We start from the raw sequence: 25,582 nt of genomic DNA on the forward strand, positions 1-25,582 counted from the left end.
TGATTGGGTACTTTCATTCTTGAAAAATCAGAATATTTAATATTTTTACATTATATGGGAAGTAGGGATGGATGTTGAATAAAGGGGATCAGCTTCACGATAATCAATTAAAACGTTCGATGAAAAGTCGCCACTTGTTAATGCTTTCACTTGGTGGTGTTATTGGAACAGGCTTATTTTTAAATGTAGGCTATACCATTAATCAGGCAGGACCCGGAGGCGCACTGATTGGTTACTTATTTGGTGGCTTAATTTTGTTTATGGTCATGAATTGTCTTGGGGAATTGGCTGTTTACATGCCTGTTACAGGCTCTTTCCAAACATATGCAACACGTTTCATTAGTCCTTCAGCTGGTTTTTCATTAGGTTGGATGTATTTTGTCGGGTCTGCTGCCACAGCAGGCGTTGAATTTACGGCTGCAGGTATTTTAATGCAACATTGGTTTCCTAGTGTACCAATTTGGATATGGTGTGCTGTGTTTATGGTTCTTTTATTTGTCTTAAATGCTTTAACAACGAAGGGCTTTGCTGAAGCAGAGTTCTGGTTTGCTAGTATAAAAGTTGTTGCAGTGATTGCATTTATCATTATTGGTGGAGCGGCAATCTTTGGTTTAATTCCATTAGCAGATCGTCCTACTCCACATCTCACAAATTTAGCACCTTCTGGTTTATTCCCAGCAGGTATTACGATTATTTTTGTAACAATGATGAATGTAATTTTTTCTTATCAGGGATCAGAGCTGGTGGGTATTGCAGCAGGGGAGACCGAGAACCCTGAAAAAAATATTCCACGAGCGATTCGTACAATTCTATTCAGAATCATCGTTTTCTATATTGCTTCCATTATTGTATTATCAGCAATATTCCCAGCATCAGAGCTTGGGCTTATGGAAAGTCCATTTGTCACGTTAATGAATTTAGCTGGTGTACCATATGCCGCTGGTATCATGAACTTTGTTATTTTGACAGCTATTTTATCAGTCGGTAATTCATGTTTATATGCATCAACACGTTTATTATTTTCCATGTCACAAGAGGGGATGGCGCCCAAGTTATTTGGTCGATTAACGAAAAACAAAGTACCATTAAATGCGCTTATTTTTACGATGGTATTCTCACTCTTATCTTTATTAACTAGTGTAATGGAAGCCGATGCTGTATTTGTATTACTAATGTCAGTAGCAGGTATATCTGTCACAATTTCATGGATGGGGATATGTGCTTCTCAGTTAATGTTCCGTTATCGCTATGTGAAGTCGGGAGGAAATGTGGCTGATCTAAAATTTAAAACACCACTATTCCCGTTGATTCCAGTATTTTGTATAATCTTTTGTGTTTTAATTTTAGTATTTTTAGCGTTTGATCCAACACAAAGGATTGGTTTACTATACGGGATTGGCTTCTTTATTGCCTGTATGATCTTTTATCAATTGAAATTAAAAAAAGCCGCGACTGCTGCTACAGATAGCAAAAATGAAGAAACACTAGAAGTTCGTTAATCGTACCTCTAACGAATGTGAGTAAAGGAGAATTTTATGAATACTTTTATGTGGGATACACCCGAAAAACTACGTGCCCTATTATGTGAACTTGTGAGCTGGGAAAGCCGGACATTAACGGAGGGCGAAAATAAATTTGCCTTTCGCTTAAAAGATAAATTGTTAACGCTTCCATACTTTGAAAAGCATCCAGACTTGATTGAATTACATGATGCAGGGCTTGGCAGAAATGCAGTGACAGCCTTCTATAAGCATCCAACGGCAACAGAAACCGTTGTGTTAATCAGTCACTTCGATACCGTGCATACGGAGGAATATGGTGAACTAGAGCCGTTAGCCTTTTATCCAGAAGAACTAACGAAAAAGCTAATGGAACCTAAATACCTAAAAGATTTACCAGAGGCAGCTCGGATTGATTTGGCGTCTGGTAATTATTTATTTGGTCGCGGCACAATGGATATGAAAATGGGTCTTGCCTTACACATGCAGTTGATCGAAAAGGCAAGCTTAGAGCAATGGCCGATTAATTTGATTTTAACGACGGTTCCTGATGAGGAAGTCAACTCTGCTGGTATGAGAGCGGCTGTTGTGGAACTGGTGAGACTGCGGGAACAGCACGGTTTAACTTATAAATTATTTTTAAATAGTGAGCCATCGTTTTCACAAGGGCCATCGGATACGAATGAATATATTTATTCAGGTACAATTGGTAAAATCATGCCTGCTGCTTTGTTCTACGGAAAAGAGACACATGTTGGTGAGCCATTAAAAGGGATGACGGCTCCCTTTATCGCTTCCTATATGACACAGCATATGGAGTGGAATCCCCTTTTCCGTGAAACAGATTTAGGTGAAAGTACACCACTACCTGTTTCTCTACAATTAAAAGATTTAAAAATGGAGTATTCTACACAAACACCATACCGTGCGGCGGCACTTTACAATGTCTTTTTGTTAAAACGGACAGCGGCAGAGGTAATGGCTATTTTTGAGGAAGTTGCGTTACAGGCAATGGCTGCTTGCAATGCGCACTATCAAGACATTTGTACAAGAGAAAATGTGCAGGGTGTGGGCAAGGTAAAGGTCTTACGCTACGAGGCATTATTGGAGCATGCGATCCGTAAATTAGGTGCTGAGGAAGTACAAGCGATTAAGCAGCAGGTTCAGCAGCATCGTGTATGGGATGATCGTGAAAAATCCATTCGTATTGTGGATCAGCTCATGATTCGCTGTCAGGAATTAGCACCTGCCACAGTCCTGCTATATGCACCCCCTTACTATCCAGCCATTAATTCATCCAATCACCCATTAGTGAAACAGTCGATTGAATTAATGAAGCAAACAGCTCAAACATTTGATATTGAGGTGGAGCAGATCCACTACTTTAACGGAATTTGTGATTTAAGCTATGTCAACTATTCAGATGCATCCAATGAGTGGCTAGCATTTGAACGGAACACACCTGTATGGGGCGATACGTACCATATTCCATTCAAAGAGATGGCAGCATTACAAGGTCCTGTATTAAATGTCGGACCATTTGGTAAGGATGCCCATCAAAAAACAGAGCGATTGCATGTGGATAGTGCGTTTAAAGAGATGCCTGTTATGATTGACACGCTTATTAAAAGTCTATTTTAGCCATATAAATTTTTCGATATTTAATTGAATACAATGTAAAAAGTTGATGCTATAAAGGTATCAACTTTTTTATTTATCAGAAAAATTTAGATTGACTTGTATTTTTCGTTATCATGACGATACATATAGGACATTATAATTATTTGAAAGTGGACATGAGGAGAGAGCATGATGGAAAATCAAGAAAAATTAGCTTTTTCTATTCGCGAAGAAATGGTTCAGTCGAATTTAAAAGGGATGAGAATAGTTGCTTGGACACTCATGTATGTATCAGCCATTATTTCGTTAATACATTATGGAGAGGTATTTTTTGTGAAGGCGGAAAGAGCCATGGTTCCCGTCTATATTGCCATTCATATCGCCTTGTTTTATATAGATGTTGCAGTATTATTATTTATCCGAGAAAAGCGAATTCATATTACTCCTGTTACTATACAGAAGTATGAACGGTTGGTTGTTGTTTATATTTACGCAATAATGCTTTTGATTACTGCGATATCGGTACTGGATGTTTACTTTTTCCGTCATGCAGCACTGTATGAGGTTATTTTAATCATTATTTGTACAGTGTTCGCGTTACCTTTACGAAAAATTGTTTGGATTATTTTGCTTTCTGCATCAGCCATTATTGTGAGTGCATATATGAGTGCTGGAATAGCGAGTGAAAATATAAAAATTATATTACCCATGTCATTATTAATACCTATTGGTGTAATGATTCAATATCAGACCTATAAGGTTCGTAAACAAATCCACACCCAGCATATTTTATTGAATGAGGAAATGACCAAAACGAAGCGACTATCAAAATTGTTGGCAATTAAAAATAATGAATTAGCAGAGCAAGCATTAAAAGATTCTTTAACGAATCTACCTAATCGACGTGCATTTAATCAAAAATTGAATAAGATAGGACAGCAACTTTCTCAAACACAGCCTTTAACAGTCATAATGATTGATATTGATTGCTTTAAAAAATTTAATGATTATTATGGTCATTTGCAGGGAGATGCTGCAATTGTCAAAGTCGCATCTCTATTGGAGGAAATTGCAGGGAAATATAATGCATTTGTTGCCCGTTGGGGTGGCGAGGAATTTGTTATGATAAGCCAGCATACTCATAAGGTTGCTGAACCCGTATGTGAAGAAATCTTAGAAGAAATTCGACAACTTAATATCCCACATTTACAATCTACTATTGCCCAACAAGTTACTGTTAGTATTGGAATGTGTCAAGCTAAAATCGCAAAATATGAGCATTTACAAACATGTTGTGAATTAGCTGACCAAGCGCTATATTTGGCAAAGCAAAACGGACGAAATAACTATTTCTGCAAAATGGCAATTTTTGATGAAGAAGCAAATGCGTCTATTTGAAGTCAGAAAACGTTGCTACGAAGCCCTTCAATACCCCCTTAGGTTGCTTAAATTATAATGAAAGTGTTACAATATAGTTTAGTCAAAAAGAGCCAAGGGGGCATTTCTATGTCAATTGAATTAAACAATGAATTCGGCCAAATTGATATTTCAACAGATGTACTTGCACAAATTGCTGGTGGAGCTGCTGTAGAATGCTACGGTATTGTTGGCATGGCATCTAAACATCAAATTCGTGATGGTCTAACTGATATTTTACGTAAAGAAAACTTCGCAAAAGGTGTTGTAATTCGACAACAGGACGACGATTTACATATAGATATGTACATTATTGTTAGTTACGGGACAAAAATTTCGGAAGTGGCTTATCAAGTACAATCGAAAGTGAAATATACAGTAGATAAAACATTAGGTATGAGCGTAAAATCTGTCAATATCTTTGTACAGGGCGTTCGTGTAGCGAATTAAGAGGAGGAACTAAATCGAATGCAGTCTTTAGACGGTATAAAGTTTGCTGAAATGGTACAAATGGGGGCGCATCACCTATACCAAAATGCAAATTATGTAGATTCATTAAATGTTTTCCCCGTTCCAGATGGTGATACAGGTACAAATATGAACTTATCAATGACATCTGGTGCAAAGGAAACAGAGCATGCTGCTTCAGAGCATATTGGTAAAACAGCACAGGCATTATCAAAAGGCTTGTTAATGGGAGCGCGTGGGAATTCAGGCGTTATTCTATCTCAGTTATTCCGTGGTTTTGGGAAGTTTATTGAGAAGGAGTCAACAATTGATGCAAAGGGCTTTGCTGGAGCATTCCAAGCGGGTGTTGATACGGCATATAAAGCTGTTATGAAGCCAGTAGAAGGAACAATTTTAACAGTGGCACGTGAAGCTGCGAAAAAAGGTGTAGAAGTAGCAGAAACTGAAAACGATATCATTGCCGTAATGGAAGCTTTTACAGCAGAGGCAAAGGCATCGTTGGATCGTACACCTGACCTACTGCCTGTTTTAAAAGAAGTGGGTGTGGTAGATAGTGGTGGTCAAGGCTTACTATTTGTGTATGAGGGATTTTTAGCTTCCTTAAAGGGGGAGGCTCTTCCGGAGAAAAATGATGCGACGCTAGATGATTTAATCAATGCAGAACATCATAGAGCCCAAGATTTCATGAACACGGCTGATATTGAATTTGGTTACTGTACAGAAATAATGGTACGCTTAGAAGAAGGAAAAGAACCTTTTAATGAAGAACAATTCCGTAATGAATTAAATCCTTTAGGTGATTCTTTACTTGTTATTTCAGATGAGGAAATTGCGAAGGTTCATATCCATTCCGAGCAACCAGGTTCTGTTCTATCAATTGGCCAAAAATACGGTAGTCTTATAAAAATTAAAGTTGATAATATGCGTGAGCAGCATTCAGCAATCGTTGGCGAGGAACATAAAGCCCCTACGCCTGCTAAAAAAGTAGAAAAACATCCATATGCTATTGTAACGATTGCTATGGGTGAGGGTGTGGCAGAATTATTGCGCTCTATCGGTGCTTCCTATGTCATTGAAGGCGGTCAAACAATGAATCCTTCAACTGAAGATATCGTGAAGGCTGTACAAGAAATCGGAGCAGAGAAAGTATTAATCTTACCGAATAATAAAAATATAGTGATGGCAGCGGAGCAAGCGGTTGAACTATTAGAAATTGATGCAGCAGTAGTTCCTACGAAGACGATTCCTCAAGGAATGGCAGCGATTTTAGCGTTTAACCCAGAGGCGGCTGTTGATGTAAATAAAAGAACAATGTCAGAAGCATTTACAAATGTGAAGACAGGTCAAGTTACCTATGCAGTGCGTGATACATCTATTGATGGTGTTGAAATTCACAAAGATGATTTTATGGCATTGGCAGAAGGAAAAATTGTCCTTTCTACACCAGCACTAAAGGATGCAGCTGAAAAAGTAATTAAGGATTTAGTCGATGAAGATGCTGAGATAGTTACAGTGATCTATGGGGAAGATACAACTGAACAAGCTGCCTCTGAGTTGGTAGCTTTCATAGAAGAGAACTATCCGGATGTAGAAGTTGAATTATTTGATGGTAAACAAGGGTTATATCCATATATTATTTCAGTAGAATAATTACATGCTACTTTGCTATTCCGTAAAGAAAGCAGTGCACAAAACGTGTACTGCTTTTGTTTATGCTACAAAGAGAATGTTGGATTAAATTTATTAAAAACGTACTAAATATGAATCATTCAATGTACGTATCCACAGGATATAAAATTTGGAAATATTGAAATAGCATAGCTTTCATAGTTGTGTATATATGGTGCGGACAATAAATAAGCATAAATATTTACTATAAATTATAGTAGTGGTAATTTTCTGAAAGTTGATAAATTAAATGCTTTACTTTTATAGTACCTATCAAGCATGATATAAATAAAATTAAATATTATTATACGGATAGAATAGAGGGGTGTTTGTATGAAGTTTACTTCAGTATTTGATATTATTGGACCAGTCATGATTGGGCCTTCCTCCTCTCATACGGCAGGAGCAGCTCGCATCGGGCGTGTTGCAAGGGATTTATTTGGTAGACAACCTAAATGGGCAAAAATTCATTTATATGGATCATTTGCAGAAACGTATAGAGGGCATGGTACAGATGTTGCAATTGTAGGAGGCTTATTAAATTACGATACATTTGATGATCGTATTAAAACGGCATTTGAAGATGCCAAAAAAGCAGGATTAGAATACGAATTCATTCCTGAAACAGCTAATACCGAGCATCCAAATACGGCTCGACTTGTCATTGGAGACGATGAAGGGGAAATGTCAGTAGTCGGTATTTCAATTGGTGGCGGAAAAATTGAAGTCAGTGAAGTCAATGGCTTTAAGTTACGTTTAACTGGTGGTATGCCAGCTATTCTTGTTGTTCATGACGATCGTGCTGGCTGTATTGCCAATGTAGCCAATTGCTTGGCGATGCATGAAGTCAACATTGGGCATATGGAGGTATCACGTATCGAACGTGGTTTAACTGCTTTGATGGTGATTGAAGTTGATCAAAACATTGAGGATAAGGTGCTACAGCAAATATCTTTAATTCCATATATTACAAAGGTCTCAAAAATTAATAACTAAGGAGGTGTCCCGTGATGGACGTTTTATTTCATAATGTTCGTGAACTTGTTGAACGAGCAGAGAAAGAAGATAAATTAATATCAGAAATTATGATTGAACAAGAAATATTGATAACTGGTAGAACGCGTGAAGAAATCATCCAGCAAATGGATCGAAATTTAACAGTGATGGAAGAAGCAATTGAACGTGGATTACAAGGTGTGCAATCAGTAACAGGTTTAACTGGTGGGGATGCCGTATTACTTCAAAATTATATTGCACAAGGAAAGTCACTTTCAGGTGATTTATTATTAGATGCAGTAAGTAAAGCGGTTGCAACTAATGAAGTAAATGCTGCAATGGGAACAATCTGTGCAACACCAACAGCAGGTTCAGCAGGTGTAGTACCAGGAACACTGTTTGCAGTAAAAAACAAACTAAATCCAACTCGTGAGCAAATGATTCGTTATTTATTTACGTCAGGAGCATTTGGATTTGTGGTAGCCAATAACGCTTCCATTTCTGGGGCTGCTGGTGGTTGTCAGGCAGAGGTTGGTTCAGCTGCAGGTATGGCTGCAGCTGCTATTGTCGAAATGGCTGGAGGTACACCACAGCAATGTTCAGAAGCGTTTGCCATTACACTAAAAAACATGCTAGGTCTTGTTTGTGATCCAGTGGCAGGCTTGGTTGAAGTGCCTTGTGTCAAACGTAATGCAATGGGTGCATCTAACTCCCTAGTAGCGGCGGATATGGCACTTGCTGGTGTAACAAGTCGTATTCCATGTGATGAAGTAATTGGTGCTATGTATCGCATTGGACAATCTATGAGTCCTAATCTTAAAGAGACGGCACGAGGCGGTCTAGCAGCAACACCAACAGGGAAGGCGATCAGTAAAGCCATCCTTGAAAATGGTGGCTTACAAAGCATTAAAGCACTTCAATAAAAAATAAGAAACATGCTATCTAAATAGGTAGCATGTTTTTATGTTGGTTGATAACTTACTGGAAAGAAAAAACCTCTTACGTACATAGTCGATTTAAGTATAATTAAATTTTAATAAGGAAATGTATTTATCTTAATTATATAGCAGGGACGTGAATAGAGATGGATTTGCGTAATTTGAAAACATTTCATGTTGTTTCAACTTACCTCAACTTTACAAAAGCGGCTGAAATTCTTAATTATAGCCAGCCTACAATTAGCCAACAGATTAAAGCGTTAGAGGAAGAGTTAGGGCATATCTTAATTAATCGAATGGGTAAGAAAATGTTTCTTTCTCAAGTAGGAAAAATAGTAAAGGAACATACAGATCAATTATTTGGGATTATTGAGGAAATGGAACAGGATTTGAAGAATTTCGAAAAGCCATTTGGTCATTTGACAATCGCTGCACCAGAGTTTTATTGCGGCTATTATTTATCACATATTATCGGCTCGTTTTTAAAACAGTACCCTCAGGTAAACCTAAAACTTCTTTGTGCCAATAGTAAAGAAACAGCCAAACTTGTGAGTTCAAACCAAGCAGATATAGGTTTTGTAGCTGGATCCCCTAGTTACGCTGGTGTAGAGGGGATTTTATTGGAGGAAGAGGATTTAGTATTGGTTGGAAATCCGCTTATTATAAAGGATCATACTGTGCAGGAAATATTTGATGACTATCCCTTTATAACCTATGGAATGGATGACTGTATTGTCAGTTGCCTGCAAGAAATTAAGTGTAAGCCACAAACAATAGTGGAATTTGGAAGCGAGGAAGCAATTAAAAGAGCAGTATTGGAACAAGTAGGTCTAGCGTTGTTGAGTGATATTATTATTCAAAAAGAGGTAACCAAAGGGAGTCTTCAAGTTCTGTACCGATTCCCTAAAAAGTTACCTACTTATTTAATTTTTCCTCAAAATGCTAAAACATTTAGTAATGTAAGCACATTTATTGATTTAGTTAAAGACACATGGAAAACAATTTAATTAGTTTGTATATCGAAAAAATGAAAAGAATGTTACAGCCTGGTGAAACCACAGGGATGTAACGTTCTTTTTCATTTTTGGATGTATCCCGATGAATTTATATGTAAATTTATCAATAGTAACTATTCAAAATAGTAATTTTTTATTTATTTTTTTATCAATTACAATGAATAAGACGGAAATTTCAAAAAAAGGGGGTGGCTTTTTATGTTGGAGAGATATGTTACGTATTGATAGTGGTCATAAAATTTATTTCTATTCAATGATTCAACTAAGGAGGATGGCGGATGAGTAAATTTATAGCTAATAAAGAAATAGAACAACAAAAAGGAATTAATGTTTATGTGTTAATCTTTTGCCTTATTGTTGTATCATCCATTTTAACGTATTTTATTCCAGCTGGTTCATTTCAACGGGAAGAAGTTAATGGACGTCAAGTGATTCAACCTGGGACATTTAGTTTTACAGATATGAACCCCATTGGCTTTTTAGATATTTTTAGCAGTGTACATTCTGGCATGATGCAAGGAGCAAGTATTATTTTCTTCGTATTGATAGTAGGAGGTACCTTTGGAATACTATCAGCCACAGGAGCATTAGAATCCTTTATCGCCATGCTATCTGTAAAAATGGCTAAACGCGAAATGTTAATAATACCAGTATTAATGTTGTTTTTCGCCTGTGCTGGGTCATTAATGGGGATGTCTGATGAAACGATTGTATATGTAGGGATTCTTGCACCGCTTGCTGTTGCCCTAGGGTTTGATGCAATTACGGGTTTTGCTATCGTTATTCTAGGTGCATCTGTCGGATTTTCGGCAGCTGTTATGAATCCGTTTACAGTAGGAATAGCACAAGAGGTTGCAGGCTTGCCATTATTTTCGGGAATTGCTTTTCGAATTGTCATTTTTATTGTCTTATACACAGTAGCAACAATATATGTTTATCGCTATGCAAAAAAAGTGAAAAACAATCCTGAACTTGGCTTTTATGGGAATTTCCGCAATGATGAGGGTGATTTCGTACAGGGGAATGCGAAAATGGAAATCAGACATAAGCTTGTTATGGGTACATTTCTTTTGAATTTTATCGTATTGATGTACGGGGTTGTAAAACTAGGTTGGTACATTACTGAAATAGCTGGTTTATTTTTATTGTTTGGTATTTTAATGGGGCTTATTGGAAAATTATCACCTTCGCATATTGCTAATTCATTTATGAAGGGTGCAGGGGATTTAGTTGGTGGCGCTCTTATCATTGGATTAGCTCAGTCTATTTTAGTGATTTTCAATAACTCAGGATTGATTGATACAATTCTCTTTTACACATCTGCATTGCTTGATTCAGTTCCACCTGCACTAAATGCAGTAGGGATGTTTATTTTCCAGTTATTTTTAAATTTTTTAGTACCATCAGGAAGTGGACAGGCTGCCTTAACGATGCCAATTATGGCACCTTTATCAGATATGATTGGTGTTACAAGACAAACAGCCGTACTTGCCTATCAATTTGGAGATGGTATGTCGAATATTATTTTCCCAACAGTAGGTTTTTTAATGGCGGGATTATCAATTGCGGGTATTCCTTGGGGTAAATGGATAAAGTGGATTTTTCCGTTTATGCTTATTCAAGTAACAGTTGCGGTAATATCGCTCATTATTGCACAAGTCATACAATACGGACCTTTCTAAAGGAGTTTAACAATGGAAATAATGAATATAAAAAAATTAACAGAAAAGGCAATAGAAGATCGCCGTCATCTGCACCAATACCCAGAGCTTTCAGGTGAAGAATATGAAACAAGTGCGTTTATTCGCAAAAGACTAGAGAAGTTAGATATAGAAATTCTAGATTACGAACCTCCAGGTGTAGTGGCATTTATAAAAGGGACAAAGGGAACAAAAACTATCGCATTACGTGCCGATATAGATGCCTTACCTATAAAAGAAGAGGGAGACAAACCGTATATTTCAGATAGGCAAGGTGTTGCTCATATGTGTGGCCATGATGGTCATACTGCGATTTTATTAGCAGTTGCAACATGGGTAAGCTTAAATAGAGAGAAAATCGAGCCGAATATCAAGCTTATATTTCAATCGGCAGAGGAAATCACCCCAAGTGGTGCTGATTTATTAATTCAAAAAGGTGTGTTGGAAGATGTAGATGCTATTTTTGGCATTCACTTATGGCAAGGTTTAGAGAAAGGAAAGATAGGTTTAACACATGGGCCGATGATGGCCTCTATTGATGATTTTGAAATTATAATTCAAGGGTATGGTGGCCATGGATCAATGCCACATGAAACAATTGATCCTATTTATATAGCCAGCCATTTAATGCAAGCTTTTCAAAGTATCATAAGTAGAAATGTCAATCCTATCGATGCGGGTGTCATTACAGTTGGTAATATACAGGCGGGAACCACTTATAATATTATTCCTGATACAGCAAAATTAACTGGAACGATCAGAGCATTGACACCGAACACTGTAAAAATCATTAAAACGAAAATGGTAAGTTTAACAGAAGGAATTTGCAGAGCATTTGGAGCAGAAGGAAAAATCGATTTTATTTTAGGAACACCTCCGCTCGTCAATGATCCAACACAATCGCGATTTATTGAATCGATTGTACGGGAACAATTTGGAGATACCGCATTTAAGATAGTCGAACCAGTCATGGGTGGTGAAGATTTTTCTTATTATTTACAACATAAGCCTGGAGCATTTGTTTTTGTAGGTATGGGTGGTGAAAAAAGCCAATATCCACACCATCATCCACGATTTGATCTAGATGAAGATGTTTTCCCTGATGCGATTCAACTATTTATAAATATTATCTTGCAACATAAATAATCAGACTATTTATTCGAAAAGGAGTTTTACATCGTGATAAAAAAGATTGAAGTGTTTGCAGCACGTTTACAATTAAAGGAACCATTTGTTATTTCTTATGTTCATTTAGATGATATGCCAACTATTCTTACCAGAATCGAGACGGATGAGGGTGTAGTTGGCTGGGGCGAAGCTGTGCCTGATCAAAATGTGACGGGTGAAACTTGGGAGAGCACGTATCACGTTATTAAACATGAACTAGCACCATTACTGATTGATGAAGATCCATTTGCAGTAGACCGTATTCATAAAAAGTTTAATGAAAAAATTGATGGAGTCCCTTCAGCAAAAGCCGCATTGGACATTGCACTCTACGATTTGATGGGGAAAATGACTGGTCAACCAGTTTATCAATTAATTGGTGGAAAAGCACATGAGGAATTACAGGTGCCAAGAGTAATTAGTATTAAGAGTCCAGAGGAAATGGCTCAAGATGCAAGCGAATTTGTAAAAGCGGGTTTCCGTAATATTAAAATTAAGGTTGGTACAAATGCTGATTTAGATATTGCTCGTATTCGTGCTGTAAGAGAAGCAATAGGTGAGGAGGTGCAACTGCGAGTAGATGCCAATCAAGGTTGGAATAGAATGGAGACACTAAAAGTAATAAGAGAAACTACGGCTTGTCATGTAGACTGGTACGAGCAACCAGTAAAAGCACATGATTTAAGAGCGTTAAAAGAAATCAGAGTCCTTTCACCTTGTAGTATTATGGTAGACGAGGGTGTTCATAGTATTTATGATTTAGTCGATGTCATAGAAATGCGTGCTGCGGATATGCTAAATATAAAATTAATGAAATCAGGTGGAATCTATCCAGCTCTAGCTCTTGCAAGTCTTGCGGAGGCTGCAGAGATGCCTTGTCAAGTAGGCTCTATGGTTGAATCAGCAATCGGAACAATGGCTGGGGCTCACCTAGCCATCAGTAAGTCGATTATCCATACAAACGAGATGGTCGGACCATTAATGTTTGTAAAAGATGTGGCAAATGTTACATACTATAAGGACATCCTGCAGTTAAGCGATAAAGCTGGATTAGGAATAGAGGTTGATGAGCAATATGTAAAAGAAATTACATGTTTCTCCTGTGAAATTAAATAATCAAAAGTGTAACCCTATCAATCATTGGTAGGGTTTTTGCTTATGTGTAGGGTTAGGGAAATAATTTATGGTACATTAGATAGAGAGAGTATACCACTACATAAACAATCAATGAAGGGAGTTGTGGGATAAGATGACTGAATTATATGGACCCGTCAATGAATTAAAAGGCGTCGGGAAAGAAACAGCAGCCCATCTTGAATCACTAGGAATCAATACAATAGCTGATTTATTATGGACGTTCCCACATCGACATGAAGATTTTCGTTTAAAAGATTTAGCACAAACACCACATAACGAACGGGTTACAGTTGAGTGTAAGGTGGAGCGGGAGCCTACGATTTTATTTTTAGGTCGCAATAAGTCAAGACTCCAAGTAACTGTTTTAGCAGGAAGACATTTAGTGAAAGTCGTATTTTTCAATCAGGGCTATTTAAAGCAAAAGCTTGTACCTGGTTCCATTATTACGGTGACTGGTAAATGGGATCGTGGTAGACAAGTAATCAATGGTACTGCAGTTACATTTGGTCCTAAAACAGATCAAGTTGACTTTGAGCCTGTCTATAGTCTGAAAGGTTTGATTCCCCAAAAAAGATTTCGAAAATATATGCGACAAGTGTTAGACGATTGTGGGGAAGTACTGCCAGAGACCATTCCATATTATTTACAAGAGTCGTATAAACTTGTTTCAATAAGAGAGGGCTTGGAGGGTATTCATTTTCCACTGGATGCTGAACATGCTAAACAAGCAAGGAGACGCTTTGCCTATGAGGAGCTATTAAATTTCCAATTGCGTATTCAAGCTTTACGGAAAATAAGGAAGGATAGTGAACACGGTACAGTTATTCAATTTAATGTGCATAAGTTACGAGATTTTATCGCTTCCTTACCCTATGAATTAACGAATGCTCAAAAGCGCGTGGTGAATGAAATTTGTAAAGATTTGAAGGAGCCTCATCGAATGAATCGCTTGCTACAAGGGGATGTAGGTTCAGGTAAAACCGTCGTAGCAGCAATAGGGCTATATGCGGCCGTAACAGCAGGTTTTCAAGGAGCCTTAATGGCACCAACTGAAATATTAGCAGAACAACACTTAGAGAATTTGAAAGAATGGTTCCAGCCATTTGGCGTTCGTGTTGCACTCTTATCCGGATCCACTAAAACAAAAGAGCGACGTGCGATATTAGCTGATTTGGCAAATGGAGATCTTGATATTGTTATTGGTACACATGCTCTAATCCAGCCAGATGTTATTTTTCATAAACTTGGCTTTGTCATCACGGATGAACAGCATCGCTTTGGTGTGGAACAACGACGTATTTTGCGTGATAAAGGGGAGAATCCCGATGTGCTTTTTATGACAGCTACCCCGATACCACGAACATTAGCTATTACTGCATTTGGGGAAATGGACGTATCAATGATTGATGAAATGCCAGCAGGGCGTAAGCAGATTGAAACACATTGGATGAAGAAAGAACAATTCGGCTCCGTTTTATCTAAGCTAGAATTAGAATTAGCTGCTGGAAGACAAGCCTATGCGATTTGTCCGCTTATCGAGGAATCCGATAAGCTTGATGTTCAGAATGCTGTGGAAATTTATGAGCAGCTAGCGACTTATTTTAAAGATCGTTATCATGTTGGTTTAATGCATGGGCGTTTATCAGCTGATGAAAAAGATGCGGTTATGCGTGCTTTTAGTGAAGGGACTATTCAAGTTTTAGTTTCTACAACCGTTGTAGAGGTAGGAGTAAATGTACCAAACGCTACCTTTATGATTGTCTATGATGCTGAACGCTTTGGCTTAGCACAGTTGCATCAGCTTCGAGGTCGCGTTGGTCGTGGTGAGCACCAATCATACTGTATTTTACTTGCTGATCCTAAGTCTGATGAGGGGAAAGAACGTATGCAATCGATGACAGAAACAAATGATGGTTTCCGTTTAGCTGAAAAAGATCTTGAATTAAGGGGGCCAGGAGACTTTTTTGGTAGAAAGCAAAGTGGTTTACCTGATTTTAAAGTAGCTGATTTAGTACATGATTATCGTATTTTGGAGACCGCTAGAAAAGATGCCTCAGAAATGCTTGAAACAAAAGTATTTTGGCAGGATGACGACTATCAATACTTGCGTAAAATGTTAGAAGATACTGGTGTTTTACAAGGAGAGCGCTTCGATTAATGGGGAAGCTTGTTAGCAAAGAAAGAATGTAAGTACTTGATTTCAAAACAAGTCTTGCATTCTTTTTTTATACTCTATATACTGATATTAGTACCAAGTGCTAATAACAACTCAAAAGGTGGCGAATGAAGTTGAGACGAACGAAAAAAGAGCGACAGCGACTACTATCTGAAACGATAGCTGAAAATCCATTCGTCACAGATGAACAGCTAGCAACACAGTTTCAGGTAAGTGTCCAAACAATTCGTTTAGACCGTATGGAATTATCAATACCAGAATTACGCGAGCGAATTAAAGACGTTGCTTCAAAAAGCTATGAAAATGAAGTAAAATCTCTCCCGATTGATGAGGTCATTGGGGAGATAGTAGATATTGAATTAGATCATCGAGCACTCTCGATTTTTGATGTACAAGAAGAGCATGTTTTTCAGCGTAATGGCATCGCGCGTGGGCATCATTTATTTGCGCAAGCAAATTCATTAGCGGTTGCAGTAATTGATGACGAACTAGCATTAACCGTACATTCCAATATTACGTTTGTGAAACCTGTACGAGCTGGAAATCGTGTTATTACAAAAGCGATTGTAATCGGACGAGATGAACAAACACATCGAACAAAAGTTGAGGTAACATCTACCGTTAATGGTGAAACCGTTTTTGTTGGTGAGTTTGATATGTACCGCACGAAAGGTAAAGGTGAATAACAATGAAATTAGCGCTTGATGGAATGGGTGGAGACAATGCACCAAAATCAGTTGTTGAAGGTGCACTTATAGCATTAGAGCAAATTCCGAACTTAGAAATTCAACTATATGGTCATCAAGATAAGCTGGAACCATTTTTAAAACAACATGATCGACTAAAGGTTATACATTGTGAGGAAGCAGTAGAAGGAACTGATGATCCTGCCCGTGCTGTTCGTAGAAAAAAGGATTCTTCCATGGCACGTATGATGGATGCAGTAGAGGAGGGTAAAGCAGATGCTTGCCTTTCTGCAGGGAACACAGGGGCCCTGATGGCGGGTGGCCTATTTAAAGTAGGTCGCATTGAGGGAATAGCTAGACCAGCATTAGCTACAACGCTACCAACATTAGACGGTAAAGGGTTTTTAATGCTTGATTTAGGGGCAAATGCAGATGCTCGCCCAGAGCATTTAGTGCAATATGCCATTATGGGTGATATTTATGCTAAAAAGGTTGGAGGTTTGCAAAAACCACGAATTGGCTTATTAAATATCGGTACCGAGGATAAAAAAGGGAATGAATTAACAAAAGCTGCCTTCGAATTATTGAAGGAAGCAGATTTGAATTTTATTGGAAATGTAGAAGCACGTGATTTACTTGAGGGAGTAGCTGATGTTGTTGTAACAGATGGCTTTACAGGAAATATGGTGTTGAAGTCTATTGAAGGGACAGCAGGTGCTTTATTTTCTATGTTAAAAGAGGCCTTTATGTCTTCAACGAAAACGAAAATTTCAGCAGCGCTCATGAAAAATAATTTACGTGACTTGAAAAATAAAATGGACTATACAGAGTATGGTGGCGCAGGATTGTTTGGCTTACAAGCACCTGTTATTAAGGCACATGGATCATCAAATGCGAAAGCGATTTTCAGTGCCATTCGACAAGCCAATACGATGGTGGAGCATACGGTTATTTCGACGATTACGGAGACAGTACGCCACATAGAAATTGATTAAGCAAAGGGGATTATTCAAATGACAAAAATAGCATTTATTTTTCCAGGACAGGGTTCACAAGTAGTTGGAATGGGTCAAGAGTTTGTTGAAAATGCTGCAGAAAGTAAAGCATTTTATGATCGCGCAGATCAAGCTCTTCAATTTGAATTATCTAAATTAATGTTAGAAGGTCCAGCAGAAGAGTTAACACTGACATATCACGCACAGCCAGCGCTACTTACTACTGGTGTAATGGTGGCTGAAAAGTTACGCGCAGCAGGTATTCAACCACACTACGCAGCGGGTCATTCACTTGGAGAATATGGTGCATTGGTGTTAGCAGGTGTTATGTCATTTGATGATGCTGTGTCAATCGTGCATAAACGAGGTCTTTATATGAATGAAGCTGTGCCAGCAGGTCAAGGCGCAATGGCGGCAATTTTAGGAATGGAACTAGAGGCATTGAACGAGGTAACAGAGCAGGTATCAGCATCAGGTGACTCTGTTCAGGTGGCTAATGTGAATTGTCCAGGACAAATTGTTATTTCGGGCACTAAAGAAGGTGTGGATAAAGCAAGTGTTGCTGCCAAAGAAGCTGGTGCAAAACGAGCAATACCTTTAGTTGTAAGTGGTCCCTTCCACTCTGATTTAATGCGTCCATCTTCAGAGAAACTGCAAGCAGCATTGGCAGAGATTTCTTTATCTGCACCTGAAATTCCTGTAATTGGCAATGTGATGGCGAAGGAATTAAAAGATGTAGCAGCAATACAACAAGAGCTAGTTGAACAGGTATACAGTGCTGTTCAATGGGAAGCTTCTATGCGTGAAATGCTTGCGCAAGGTGTTGACGTCTTTATCGAATGTGGACCTGGTAAAGTATTAAGCGGTCTCCTGAAAAAAATTGATCGCTCTGTTGCAACTTATTGTGTTTATGATGAAGCTTCGTTAGAAGCAGTTTTAGAAGCGTCGAAGGAGTGGTCAATTAATGCGTAAATTAGAAGGAAAAGTAGCTGTTGTAACAGGAGCTTCAAGAGGGATTGGACGTGCTATTGCTTTAAAGCTTGCAGAAGAAGGTGCTAAGGTTGTTGTGAACTATAGCGGCTCTCAGGCAAAAGCAGAAGAAGTAGTAGCGATGATTCAAGAAAACGGTGGCGAAGCAATTGCTGTACAAGCTAGCGTCTCTCAGACAGAAGAAGTGACAGCATTAATGGATGCTGCTGTGAAAACATACGGCTCCCTTGATATTTTAGTGAATAATGCTGGTATTACAAGAGATAACTTGATCATGCGTATGAAAGAAGACGAATGGGACGATGTATTAAATACGAACCTTAAAGGTGTTTTCCTTTGTACAAAAGCGGTCACACGTCAAATGATGAAGCAACGTGCAGGTCGCATTATTAACATTTCTTCCATCGTTGGTGTAGCGGGTAATGCTGGTCAAGCCAACTATGTTGCGGCTAAAGCAGGTGTTATTGGACTAACGAAAACGACGGCAAAGGAATTAGCTTCTCGTAATATTTTAGTTAATGCTATTGCACCAGGTTTTATCGAAACAGAAATGACAGAACAATTGCCAGAGGATATCAAACAAGGTATGCTAACACAGATTCCTCTTGCGAAACTTGGTCAGCCAGAGGATATCGCAAAAGCAGTAGCTTTCCTAGCATCGGAGGACGCAAATTATATGACTGGACAAACGCTTCATATTGATGGCGGTATGGTTATGTAATTTCAATTAGGCATATAAGCTGATTTTTTGTATAATCATTTGAGGGGAGGTGAATCATTTGTCTACAGTATTAGAACGCGTAACAAAAGTAATCGTGGACCGTTTAGGTGTGGAAGAAAGCGAAGTAACGCTTGAAGCTTCTTTCCGTGATGATTTAGGTGCTGACTCATTAGACGTAGTTGAGCTTGTAATGGAGCTTGAAGACGAATTCGATATGGAAATTTCTGATGAAGATGCTGAAAAAATCTCAACAGTAGGTACTGCAATCTCATACATCGAAAGTAAATTAAACTAATTTCGTTAAAACTTTATTTAGTGAAAATAGATCACCTCTAATGGTGTAATGGTCATCGTAATCATACAATGGTTTTATGGTAGCTTGAATAAAGTAGAAATTACTTTTTCTGCATCCCTTTTTTGAAGGAGCAGATTCAATGAATGAAGATGTATTTAAAGGGGACGAAATGGATCGGTTTTCGATCTATTAACGTCCCTTTTTTATGTTAAAAATCTAATGACCAGTCAGCTTCAGACTTCTCTCTAATGGGAGATGCATGCTGTATGAAGAGGAATTTTCGGGAAAATTTCCAAAACATTGTGTTTAAGCCGAAATACTTTTGCATAAACGCCCTGAAAAAGGTACACTAAAACGGTAGAAACTATTAGGAAGGCAGATTTGTTCAATGGCTATGAAAAGAAAAGGAACTATGCAGAAATCTGGCGTACTTCCTGAAAAAGTACGCAACCAATTTGAGCTGTTACAGCATGAATTAAATATCACATTTATTAATAAAAATTTATTGTATCAAGCATTCACGCATTCATCTTATGTGAATGAGCATCGCCGTAAATTATTTACGGATAATGAGCGTCTTGAATTTTTAGGAGACGCAGTACTTGAACTGTCTGTTTCTAAATATCTTTTTGAGAAATACCCAAATATGAGCGAGGGTGAGTTAACAAAGCTAAGAGCTTCCATTGTATGTGAGCCATCACTAGTGATTTTTGCTAACGAGCTAGGCTTTGGACGCTTTGTATTACTTGGAAAAGGTGAAGAATTAACAGGTGGTCGGGAACGTCCAGCGTTGCTTGCAGATGTCTTTGAGTCATTTGTAGGTGCACTCTATTTAGATCAAGATTTACAGACGGTCGTGTCATTTTTAGAACGAGTCGTGTTCCCAAAAGTAGAAGTCGGTGCTTTTTCGCATGTGATGGATTTTAAAAGTCAATTGCAAGAAATGGTACAGCAAACGAATAATGGACTTCTTCATTATGAGATTATCGATGAAAAGGGCCCAGCACATAATCGTACCTTTGTATCAAGCGTATTATTAAATGGACAAGAGCTTGGTATTGGTCGTGGAAAATCAAAAAAAGAAGCCGAGCAGCAAGCTGCACAATGTGCAATGCGGATGATGCGTGAAGAAGCTGCAAAAGAGGAGGCTTAATAGATGTTCCTAAAACGACTAGAAGTGATTGGCTTTAAATCTTTTGCGGAACGCATTGGAATTGATTTTGTACCTGGTGTTACAGCCGTTGTTGGACCAAATGGCAGTGGAAAAAGTAATGTCACAGATGCGATTCGTTGGGTACTTGGGGAGCAATCGGCAAAGTCGTTACGTGGAGCAAAGATGGAAGATGTTATTTTCGCTGGGAGTGACTCACGTAAGCCACTCAACTTTGCAGAGGTAACACTTATTTTAGATAATACTGACGAGCAACTTGCTTTTTCTTATACAGAAGTCAGTGTAACAAGACGCGTATACCGTTCAGGTGATAGTGAATATTTATTAAATAACCAACAGTGTCGCCTGAAGGATATTACGGACTTGTTTATGGATTCAGGACTTGGGAAAGAGGCATTTTCTATTATCTCTCAAGGTCGTGTTGATGAAATATTAAATAGTCGACCTGATGATCGTCGTTCTATTTTTGAAGAGGCAGCTGGCGTTTTAAAGTATAAAATAAGAAAGAAAAAAGCTGAGCATAAGCTTGTTGAAACAGATGAAAATTTGTATCGTGTATTAGACATTCTCCATGAATTAGACAACCGATTAGAGCCGCTTGAAATGCAGGCATCTAGTGCAAGAGATTATGTACAAATGTCTTCTGAGCTAAAGGATTTCGATATTGCAATTCTTGTGCATGATTTTAGAAATTGTGCACAATCTTTGCATGCGCTTAAAGAGGAATTTACGGAGCTTTCTGCAACAGAGCTAGAACAAGCTCAAAATATTTCAATGATTGATAAACAGACCGCTAATATACGTAAGCTATTAAAAGATCTAGATGATTATTTAGATGTTTCGCAGGCTGAGCTAGTCAATGCCACTATGGAGGTAGAGCGTTGGGATGGTCGTAAGGCATTAATGGCTGAAAAACGCCAAAATGCATCGAATCAACTACTACAGCTTAATACGACATTACAAGAGGCTAAGGCAGAAGTAGAATTACTCCTGGTTCAAGAACAGGAGAAAAGAGAAGTGTTCTCTGAGAAGCAACAAGCCGTATCAGTATTAAGGCAGAGCATCAAGCAGTTAGAACAATCATTAAATCGATCTGTGACAGAAATCGAGGAAGAAATAGAAGACTATAAAAATCGATATATTGATTCATTAAATGAAGAAGCAACAGTCAAGAATGAATTGAAAAATATCGATCAGCAATTAGCTCAACAAAAGGCAATGGCGGCAAAAATGTCCGATCAAACAGATGAAATTGGACAAGAGCTTATGCAAATCATTGCTGAAAAAGAAAAGCTAGTGGTTGAACACGCCTTGACAACCAATAATTTACAGAAAAAAGTAGAGCAATATGAAACCTTACAAATACAGTTGAAAAATGTCAACATTTCCTTTGCTGAAAAGCAGGATATGTTGTACAAAGCGTATCAACACCAACAACAACTAAAGGCTAGAAAAGATACATTAGCTGAACTCGAAGCTGATTTTTCTGGGTTCTTCCAAGGTGTTAAAGAAGTCTTGCTTGCTCGAGATAAAGGTGATTTACAAGGTATTGAGGGTGCTGTAGCAGAGTTAATCCAAGTTGAAGGAAAGTATTCACAAGCGATTGAAACAGCTTTAGGTGCTGCCTCTCAACATATTGTCACAACCAATGAGCGCCATGCGCAACAGGCTATTCACTGGTTAAAACAAAAACGGGCTGGACGTGCTACTTTTTTACCGAAAACAGTCATGAAATCACGCAAAATTAATCCAGGAACTATTCAGCTAGCAACTGAACATCCTGCCTTTGTTCAAATGGCAGATGCACTTGTCACTTTTAATGAAGACAATCGAACAATTGTTGAAAATCTATTAGGGAATGTCATCGTGGCATCAAATTTAGAAGGCGCAAGTCAAATTGCCCGATTATGTGGTTTCCGATACCGAGTTGTCACACTTGAAGGAGATATTGTTAATGCAGGGGGTTCCTTAACAGGTGGTGCACTGAAACAGCAATCCTCACTCTTTACAAGAAAAGCAGAGTTAGATGATTTAATCATTAAGCTAGAATCGTTACAGGCTTCCATTTATAGTGCTGAACAGGCTGTTGCAGCCGAAAAAGAGAAGCTTGCAGTACTGCGAGATCAAGTAGAGCAATTAAAGCTTGAAGGAGAGCAATTACGAAAAGATGAGATGCAACAGTCAAGTCGTATTCGTGAGCTAGAAGTCGTAGAAAAAAGCTTATCGGCTAGAGTAACCTTTGCTTCAACTGAAACAAAAGATGTAAAAACACGTGAGGAAGCATTGTTAACACAAAAGCAAGCAGCAGAGGAGCGCTTAAATACCCTTGCTGTAGAGCTTGTCGAAATCAATGAAACTGTCGAACAATTAAGTAAGGTAAAGTTACAGGGGGAGACAGAGAAAGATGTCTTACGAGAGCAGCTTGCCGAAAAACGTTCACAGCTAGCGGTTATGCAAGAACAAATGTCACAAGTTCAAATTACGACTGCTGAACTGGCACTACAATTAAACAAAGCACAACAAAAAGTTAAAAATATTTCTCAGGAAATAATGTGGCTGCAATCTGATGAATCGACAAATCATTTAAGTGATGAAGAGGTCGAGGAACAGGTTGTGACATGGAAAGCAAGAAGAGATGCCTTACAAGAGACTATTTCTGAAAAGAAAGAGCAGAAAATAGGACAACAACAAGAACTCTCTACATTAGAAGAACAACTCAAGGAACTGCAACGTATTCATAAAGGATACCTTGAAGCAATTCGTGCCAATGAGTTAAAACGTAATCGTGTAGAATTTGAAATGGATAATTTTATCGAACAACTCGAAGAAAATTATCAGTTAACATTCGAAGAGGCTGAAAAAGAAGCTCTGGCAATAGAAGATGAAGAGTTTGTGCGAAGACGTGTTAAATTGTTAAAAAGATCCATTGAAGAGCTAGGACCTGTTAATTTAAGTGCGATTGAGGAATATGATAGAGTACTAGAACGTCATACTTTCTTAACTGAACAACGAGAGGACTTGCTTGCTGCACAGGAAACATTACATGAAGCAATCAAAGAAATGGATGAAGAAATGACGTTGCGCTTTAGTGAAACGTTTTATGCTATTAGAGAGCAATTTAAACGTGTTTTCCGTGAATTGTTTGGCGGGGGGCAAGCTGATTTGGTTTTAATTGACCCACAAAATTTATTGGAAACAGGCATTGAAATTGTAGCACAGCCTCCAGGGAAAAAATTGCAGAATTTAAGTTTGCTTTCTGGTGGTGAGCGTGCACTTACGGCCATTGCTTTACTATTCTCCATCTTAAATATTCGACCTGTACCATTTTGTATTCTGGATGAAGTAGAGGCGGCTTTAGATGAAGCGAATGTTGTGCGTTATAGCCAATATTTGAAAAAGTTTAGTCTCGACACACAATTCATTGTGATTACTCATCGTAAAGGAACAATGGAGGGAGCTGATGTCTTGTATGGTATAACAATGCAAGAATCAGGTGTGTCGAAACTTGTATCAGTAAAACTAGAAGATGAACCCGTACTTGCGGAGCAAAGGAGCGAACAAGCATGAGTTTTTTTAAACGTTTAAAAGATAAATTAATGGGTAATCCAGCAGAGGAAGAGAAGCTAGACGCAACCGACAACGAACTGGAATCTGACCATTCGGAGCCGGAGTTTAAAGAATCAAACGAACCTGCTGCCATTGAGACCGTTGATCTAAAAGTGTCTGAACAAGATGAAGAATCACCAGAAATGGCGATTGTGAAAGAAGTCGACGTGGAAGCCGAGCCCTCACCTGAAATAGAAGAAGCACAGCTAGATCTTCAGGAGCTAGCAGTAGTAGAGGATGAACCACTGGAAGAGAAAAAGCCTTCTGCTTGGTCAATAACACAAAAATTCAAGGCTGGTCTTGAAAAAACACGTAATTCCTTTACATCAAAAGTGAATGACCTTGTGGCACGCTATCGTAAAGTGGATGAGGATTTCTTTGAAGAATTAGAGGACTTATTATTACAGGCTGATGTTGGATTTGAAACTGTCATGGAACTCATGGATAAACTGCGTTATGAGGTGCAACGTAAAAATATTAAAGATACAAATGGCATCCAAGCAGTGATTTCTGAGAAGCTTGTAGAAATTTATGAGCAAGGTGAAGAAGATATAATTGAACTAACTATGCAGCCAGATGGTGAACTAACGGTTATTCTATTTGTTGGCGTAAATGGTGTTGGGAAAACAACAACGATAGGTAAGCTAGCGCACCGTTTAAAATCTCAAGGGAAAACGGTTGTATTAGCTGCGGGTGATACGTTCCGTGCAGGTGCTATTGATCAATTACAAGTATGGGGAGATCGTGTTGGTTGTGAGGTTATTAAACAATCAGAAGGCTCTGACCCAGCGGCAGTCATGTATGATGCGATTCGTGCAGCAAAAAACAGAAAAGCGGATGTGTTGATTTGTGATACAGCTGGACGCTTGCAGAACAAAGTGAACCTAATGAATGAGCTTGAAAAAGTTCATCGTGTTATTTCACGTGAAATTCCAAATGCTCCACATGAAGTATTATTAGCATTAGATGCAACAACTGGCCAAAATGCGCTTGTTCAAGCACAAACATTTAAAGAGGCAACGAATGTGACAGGGATTGTTTTAACAAAGTTAGACGGTACTGCTAAAGGGGGTATTGTTCTTGCTATTCGTAACAAGCTGCACATTCCTGTAAAATTTGTGGGTCTTGGTGAGAAAATGGATGATTTACAGCCATTTGATGCCGAACGATATGTCTATGGACTATTTGCTGATGGTTTGGATAAGGAACTACAGAATAATGATGAGTAACAGCTAACAGTGGCTGAATAGTTTTAAATTGATTGCCATGTATGTCTTCTATTGAGAAAGCTGGATGCTTAGTTTGCTTCAGTTTTTG

General features: G+C 38.3%; 21 protein-coding genes. All 21 read left to right on the plus strand.

What is annotated here, in order from left to right; all coding sequences use genetic code 11:
* The first annotated feature begins 71 nt into the window (after nucleotides 1-71).
* The 21 genes from LCP48_RS05250 (at nucleotide 72) to ftsY (ending at nucleotide 25,494) form a co-directional block, all read left to right on the plus strand.
* Entirely contained in the window at nucleotides 72-1,499 is a 1,428-nt protein-coding gene (locus LCP48_RS05250) for an amino acid permease (protein WP_004227427.1), read from the plus strand.
* 36 nt (nucleotides 1,500-1,535) lie between these two features.
* The gene (locus tag LCP48_RS05255; RefSeq protein ID WP_225340760.1) at nucleotides 1,536-3,140 is read left to right on the plus strand and encodes a M20/M25/M40 family metallo-hydrolase; all 1,605 of its coding nucleotides are present in this window, start codon (nucleotides 1,536-1,538) and stop codon (nucleotides 3,138-3,140) included.
* A 168-nt stretch (nucleotides 3,141-3,308) separates the two neighbouring features.
* Complete coding sequence (locus LCP48_RS05260) at nucleotides 3,309-4,517, plus strand: GGDEF domain-containing protein (RefSeq protein ID WP_225340761.1); 1,209 nt, start codon at nucleotides 3,309-3,311, stop codon at nucleotides 4,515-4,517.
* Nucleotides 4,518-4,625: 108 nt separating this feature from the next.
* Nucleotides 4,626-4,985, plus strand: a complete 360-nt coding sequence (locus LCP48_RS05265; RefSeq protein ID WP_004269431.1) for an Asp23/Gls24 family envelope stress response protein — start codon at nucleotides 4,626-4,628, stop codon at nucleotides 4,983-4,985.
* Between the two features lie 18 nt (nucleotides 4,986-5,003).
* A complete protein-coding gene (locus LCP48_RS05270; protein ID WP_225340762.1) occupies nucleotides 5,004-6,653 on the plus strand; it encodes a DAK2 domain-containing protein in 1,650 nt (549 codons plus the stop codon).
* Between the two features lie 351 nt (nucleotides 6,654-7,004).
* Nucleotides 7,005-7,667, plus strand: coding sequence for an L-serine ammonia-lyase, iron-sulfur-dependent subunit beta (gene sdaAB, locus LCP48_RS05275; protein WP_004269429.1), 663 nt, complete (start codon nucleotides 7,005-7,007; stop codon nucleotides 7,665-7,667).
* Nucleotides 7,668-7,681: 14 nt separating this feature from the next.
* The gene (gene sdaAA, locus LCP48_RS05280) at nucleotides 7,682-8,590 is read left to right on the plus strand and encodes an L-serine ammonia-lyase, iron-sulfur-dependent, subunit alpha (protein WP_004269428.1); all 909 of its coding nucleotides are present in this window, start codon (nucleotides 7,682-7,684) and stop codon (nucleotides 8,588-8,590) included.
* A gap of 161 nt (nucleotides 8,591-8,751) precedes the next feature.
* Nucleotides 8,752-9,612 (plus strand): LysR family transcriptional regulator, encoded by an 861-nt coding sequence (locus LCP48_RS05285; RefSeq protein ID WP_004269427.1) that lies wholly within the window; start codon nucleotides 8,752-8,754, stop codon nucleotides 9,610-9,612.
* A 91-nt stretch (nucleotides 9,613-9,703) separates the two neighbouring features.
* A complete protein-coding gene (locus tag LCP48_RS05290; RefSeq protein ID WP_225340763.1) occupies nucleotides 9,704-9,907 on the plus strand; it encodes a hypothetical protein in 204 nt (67 codons plus the stop codon).
* Entirely contained in the window at nucleotides 9,900-11,303 is a 1,404-nt protein-coding gene (locus LCP48_RS05295) for a YfcC family protein (RefSeq protein ID WP_004269425.1), read from the plus strand. The genes LCP48_RS05290 and LCP48_RS05295 overlap by 8 nt, the downstream gene beginning before the upstream one ends.
* Before the next feature lie 12 nt (nucleotides 11,304-11,315).
* The gene (locus LCP48_RS05300) at nucleotides 11,316-12,467 is read left to right on the plus strand and encodes a M20 metallopeptidase family protein (RefSeq protein ID WP_004269424.1); all 1,152 of its coding nucleotides are present in this window, start codon (nucleotides 11,316-11,318) and stop codon (nucleotides 12,465-12,467) included.
* Between the two features lie 33 nt (nucleotides 12,468-12,500).
* Entirely contained in the window at nucleotides 12,501-13,604 is a 1,104-nt protein-coding gene (locus tag LCP48_RS05305; protein ID WP_004269423.1) for a mandelate racemase/muconate lactonizing enzyme family protein, read from the plus strand.
* 133 nt (nucleotides 13,605-13,737) lie between these two features.
* Entirely contained in the window at nucleotides 13,738-15,783 is a 2,046-nt protein-coding gene (gene recG, locus LCP48_RS05310) for an ATP-dependent DNA helicase RecG (protein ID WP_225340764.1), read from the plus strand.
* A gap of 131 nt (nucleotides 15,784-15,914) precedes the next feature.
* The gene (fapR, locus tag LCP48_RS05315; RefSeq protein WP_202341667.1) at nucleotides 15,915-16,487 is read left to right on the plus strand and encodes a transcription factor FapR; all 573 of its coding nucleotides are present in this window, start codon (nucleotides 15,915-15,917) and stop codon (nucleotides 16,485-16,487) included.
* A gap of 2 nt (nucleotides 16,488-16,489) precedes the next feature.
* Nucleotides 16,490-17,482, plus strand: coding sequence for a phosphate acyltransferase PlsX (gene plsX / locus LCP48_RS05320; protein ID WP_004269420.1), 993 nt, complete (start codon nucleotides 16,490-16,492; stop codon nucleotides 17,480-17,482).
* 18 nt (nucleotides 17,483-17,500) lie between these two features.
* A complete protein-coding gene (fabD, locus tag LCP48_RS05325; RefSeq protein ID WP_004269419.1) occupies nucleotides 17,501-18,454 on the plus strand; it encodes an ACP S-malonyltransferase in 954 nt (317 codons plus the stop codon).
* Nucleotides 18,447-19,193: a 3-oxoacyl-[acyl-carrier-protein] reductase gene (gene fabG, locus LCP48_RS05330; protein ID WP_004269418.1), complete on the plus strand. Its 747-nt coding sequence runs from the start codon at nucleotides 18,447-18,449 to the stop codon at nucleotides 19,191-19,193. The genes fabD and fabG overlap by 8 nt, the downstream gene beginning before the upstream one ends.
* A 58-nt stretch (nucleotides 19,194-19,251) precedes the next feature.
* Nucleotides 19,252-19,488 (plus strand): acyl carrier protein, encoded by a 237-nt coding sequence (gene acpP, locus LCP48_RS05335; RefSeq protein ID WP_009371143.1) that lies wholly within the window; start codon nucleotides 19,252-19,254, stop codon nucleotides 19,486-19,488.
* Nucleotides 19,489-19,876: 388 nt separating this feature from the next.
* Entirely contained in the window at nucleotides 19,877-20,641 is a 765-nt protein-coding gene (rnc, locus tag LCP48_RS05340; RefSeq protein ID WP_004269416.1) for a ribonuclease III, read from the plus strand.
* Nucleotides 20,642-20,644: 3 nt separating this feature from the next.
* On the plus strand, nucleotides 20,645-24,226 hold the full coding sequence (gene smc / locus LCP48_RS05345) for a chromosome segregation protein SMC (protein ID WP_004269415.1): 3,582 nt from the start codon (nucleotides 20,645-20,647) through the stop codon (nucleotides 24,224-24,226).
* Complete coding sequence (gene ftsY / locus LCP48_RS05350) at nucleotides 24,223-25,494, plus strand: signal recognition particle-docking protein FtsY (RefSeq protein WP_004269414.1); 1,272 nt, start codon at nucleotides 24,223-24,225, stop codon at nucleotides 25,492-25,494. Before smc ends, ftsY begins: the two co-directional genes overlap by 4 nt.
* The last annotated feature ends 88 nt before the right edge of the window (nucleotides 25,495-25,582 follow it).

Source organism: Lysinibacillus capsici, from assembly GCF_020217405.1.
GTDB classification, from domain to species: domain Bacteria; phylum Bacillota; class Bacilli; order Bacillales_A; family Planococcaceae; genus Lysinibacillus; species Lysinibacillus capsici.

Bases quoted from the DNA above. Each gene is read 5' to 3' on its own strand.
- recG (WP_225340764.1), top strand. From the start codon at position 13,738: ATGACTGAATTATATGGACCCGTCAATGAATTAAAAGGCGTCGGGAAA.
- LCP48_RS05270 (WP_225340762.1), top strand. From the start codon at position 5,004: ATGCAGTCTTTAGACGGTATAAAGTTTGCTGAAATGGTACAAATGGGG.
- LCP48_RS05265 (WP_004269431.1), top strand. From the start codon at position 4,626: ATGTCAATTGAATTAAACAATGAATTCGGCCAAATTGATATTTCAACA.
- plsX (WP_004269420.1), top strand. From the start codon at position 16,490: ATGAAATTAGCGCTTGATGGAATGGGTGGAGACAATGCACCAAAATCA.
- sdaAA (WP_004269428.1), top strand. From the start codon at position 7,682: ATGGACGTTTTATTTCATAATGTTCGTGAACTTGTTGAACGAGCAGAG.
- LCP48_RS05250 (WP_004227427.1), top strand. From the start codon at position 72: ATGTTGAATAAAGGGGATCAGCTTCACGATAATCAATTAAAACGTTCG.
- rnc (WP_004269416.1), top strand. From the start codon at position 19,877: ATGGCTATGAAAAGAAAAGGAACTATGCAGAAATCTGGCGTACTTCCT.
- LCP48_RS05290 (WP_225340763.1), top strand. From the start codon at position 9,704: ATGAATTTATATGTAAATTTATCAATAGTAACTATTCAAAATAGTAAT.
- fabG (WP_004269418.1), top strand. From the start codon at position 18,447: ATGCGTAAATTAGAAGGAAAAGTAGCTGTTGTAACAGGAGCTTCAAGA.
- smc (WP_004269415.1), top strand. From the start codon at position 20,645: ATGTTCCTAAAACGACTAGAAGTGATTGGCTTTAAATCTTTTGCGGAA.
- LCP48_RS05285 (WP_004269427.1), top strand. From the start codon at position 8,752: ATGGATTTGCGTAATTTGAAAACATTTCATGTTGTTTCAACTTACCTC.
- ftsY (WP_004269414.1), top strand. From the start codon at position 24,223: ATGAGTTTTTTTAAACGTTTAAAAGATAAATTAATGGGTAATCCAGCA.
- LCP48_RS05260 (WP_225340761.1), top strand. From the start codon at position 3,309: ATGATGGAAAATCAAGAAAAATTAGCTTTTTCTATTCGCGAAGAAATG.
- LCP48_RS05300 (WP_004269424.1), top strand. From the start codon at position 11,316: ATGGAAATAATGAATATAAAAAAATTAACAGAAAAGGCAATAGAAGAT.
- sdaAB (WP_004269429.1), top strand. From the start codon at position 7,005: ATGAAGTTTACTTCAGTATTTGATATTATTGGACCAGTCATGATTGGG.
- LCP48_RS05295 (WP_004269425.1), top strand. From the start codon at position 9,900: ATGAGTAAATTTATAGCTAATAAAGAAATAGAACAACAAAAAGGAATT.
- LCP48_RS05255 (WP_225340760.1), top strand. From the start codon at position 1,536: ATGAATACTTTTATGTGGGATACACCCGAAAAACTACGTGCCCTATTA.
- fabD (WP_004269419.1), top strand. From the start codon at position 17,501: ATGACAAAAATAGCATTTATTTTTCCAGGACAGGGTTCACAAGTAGTT.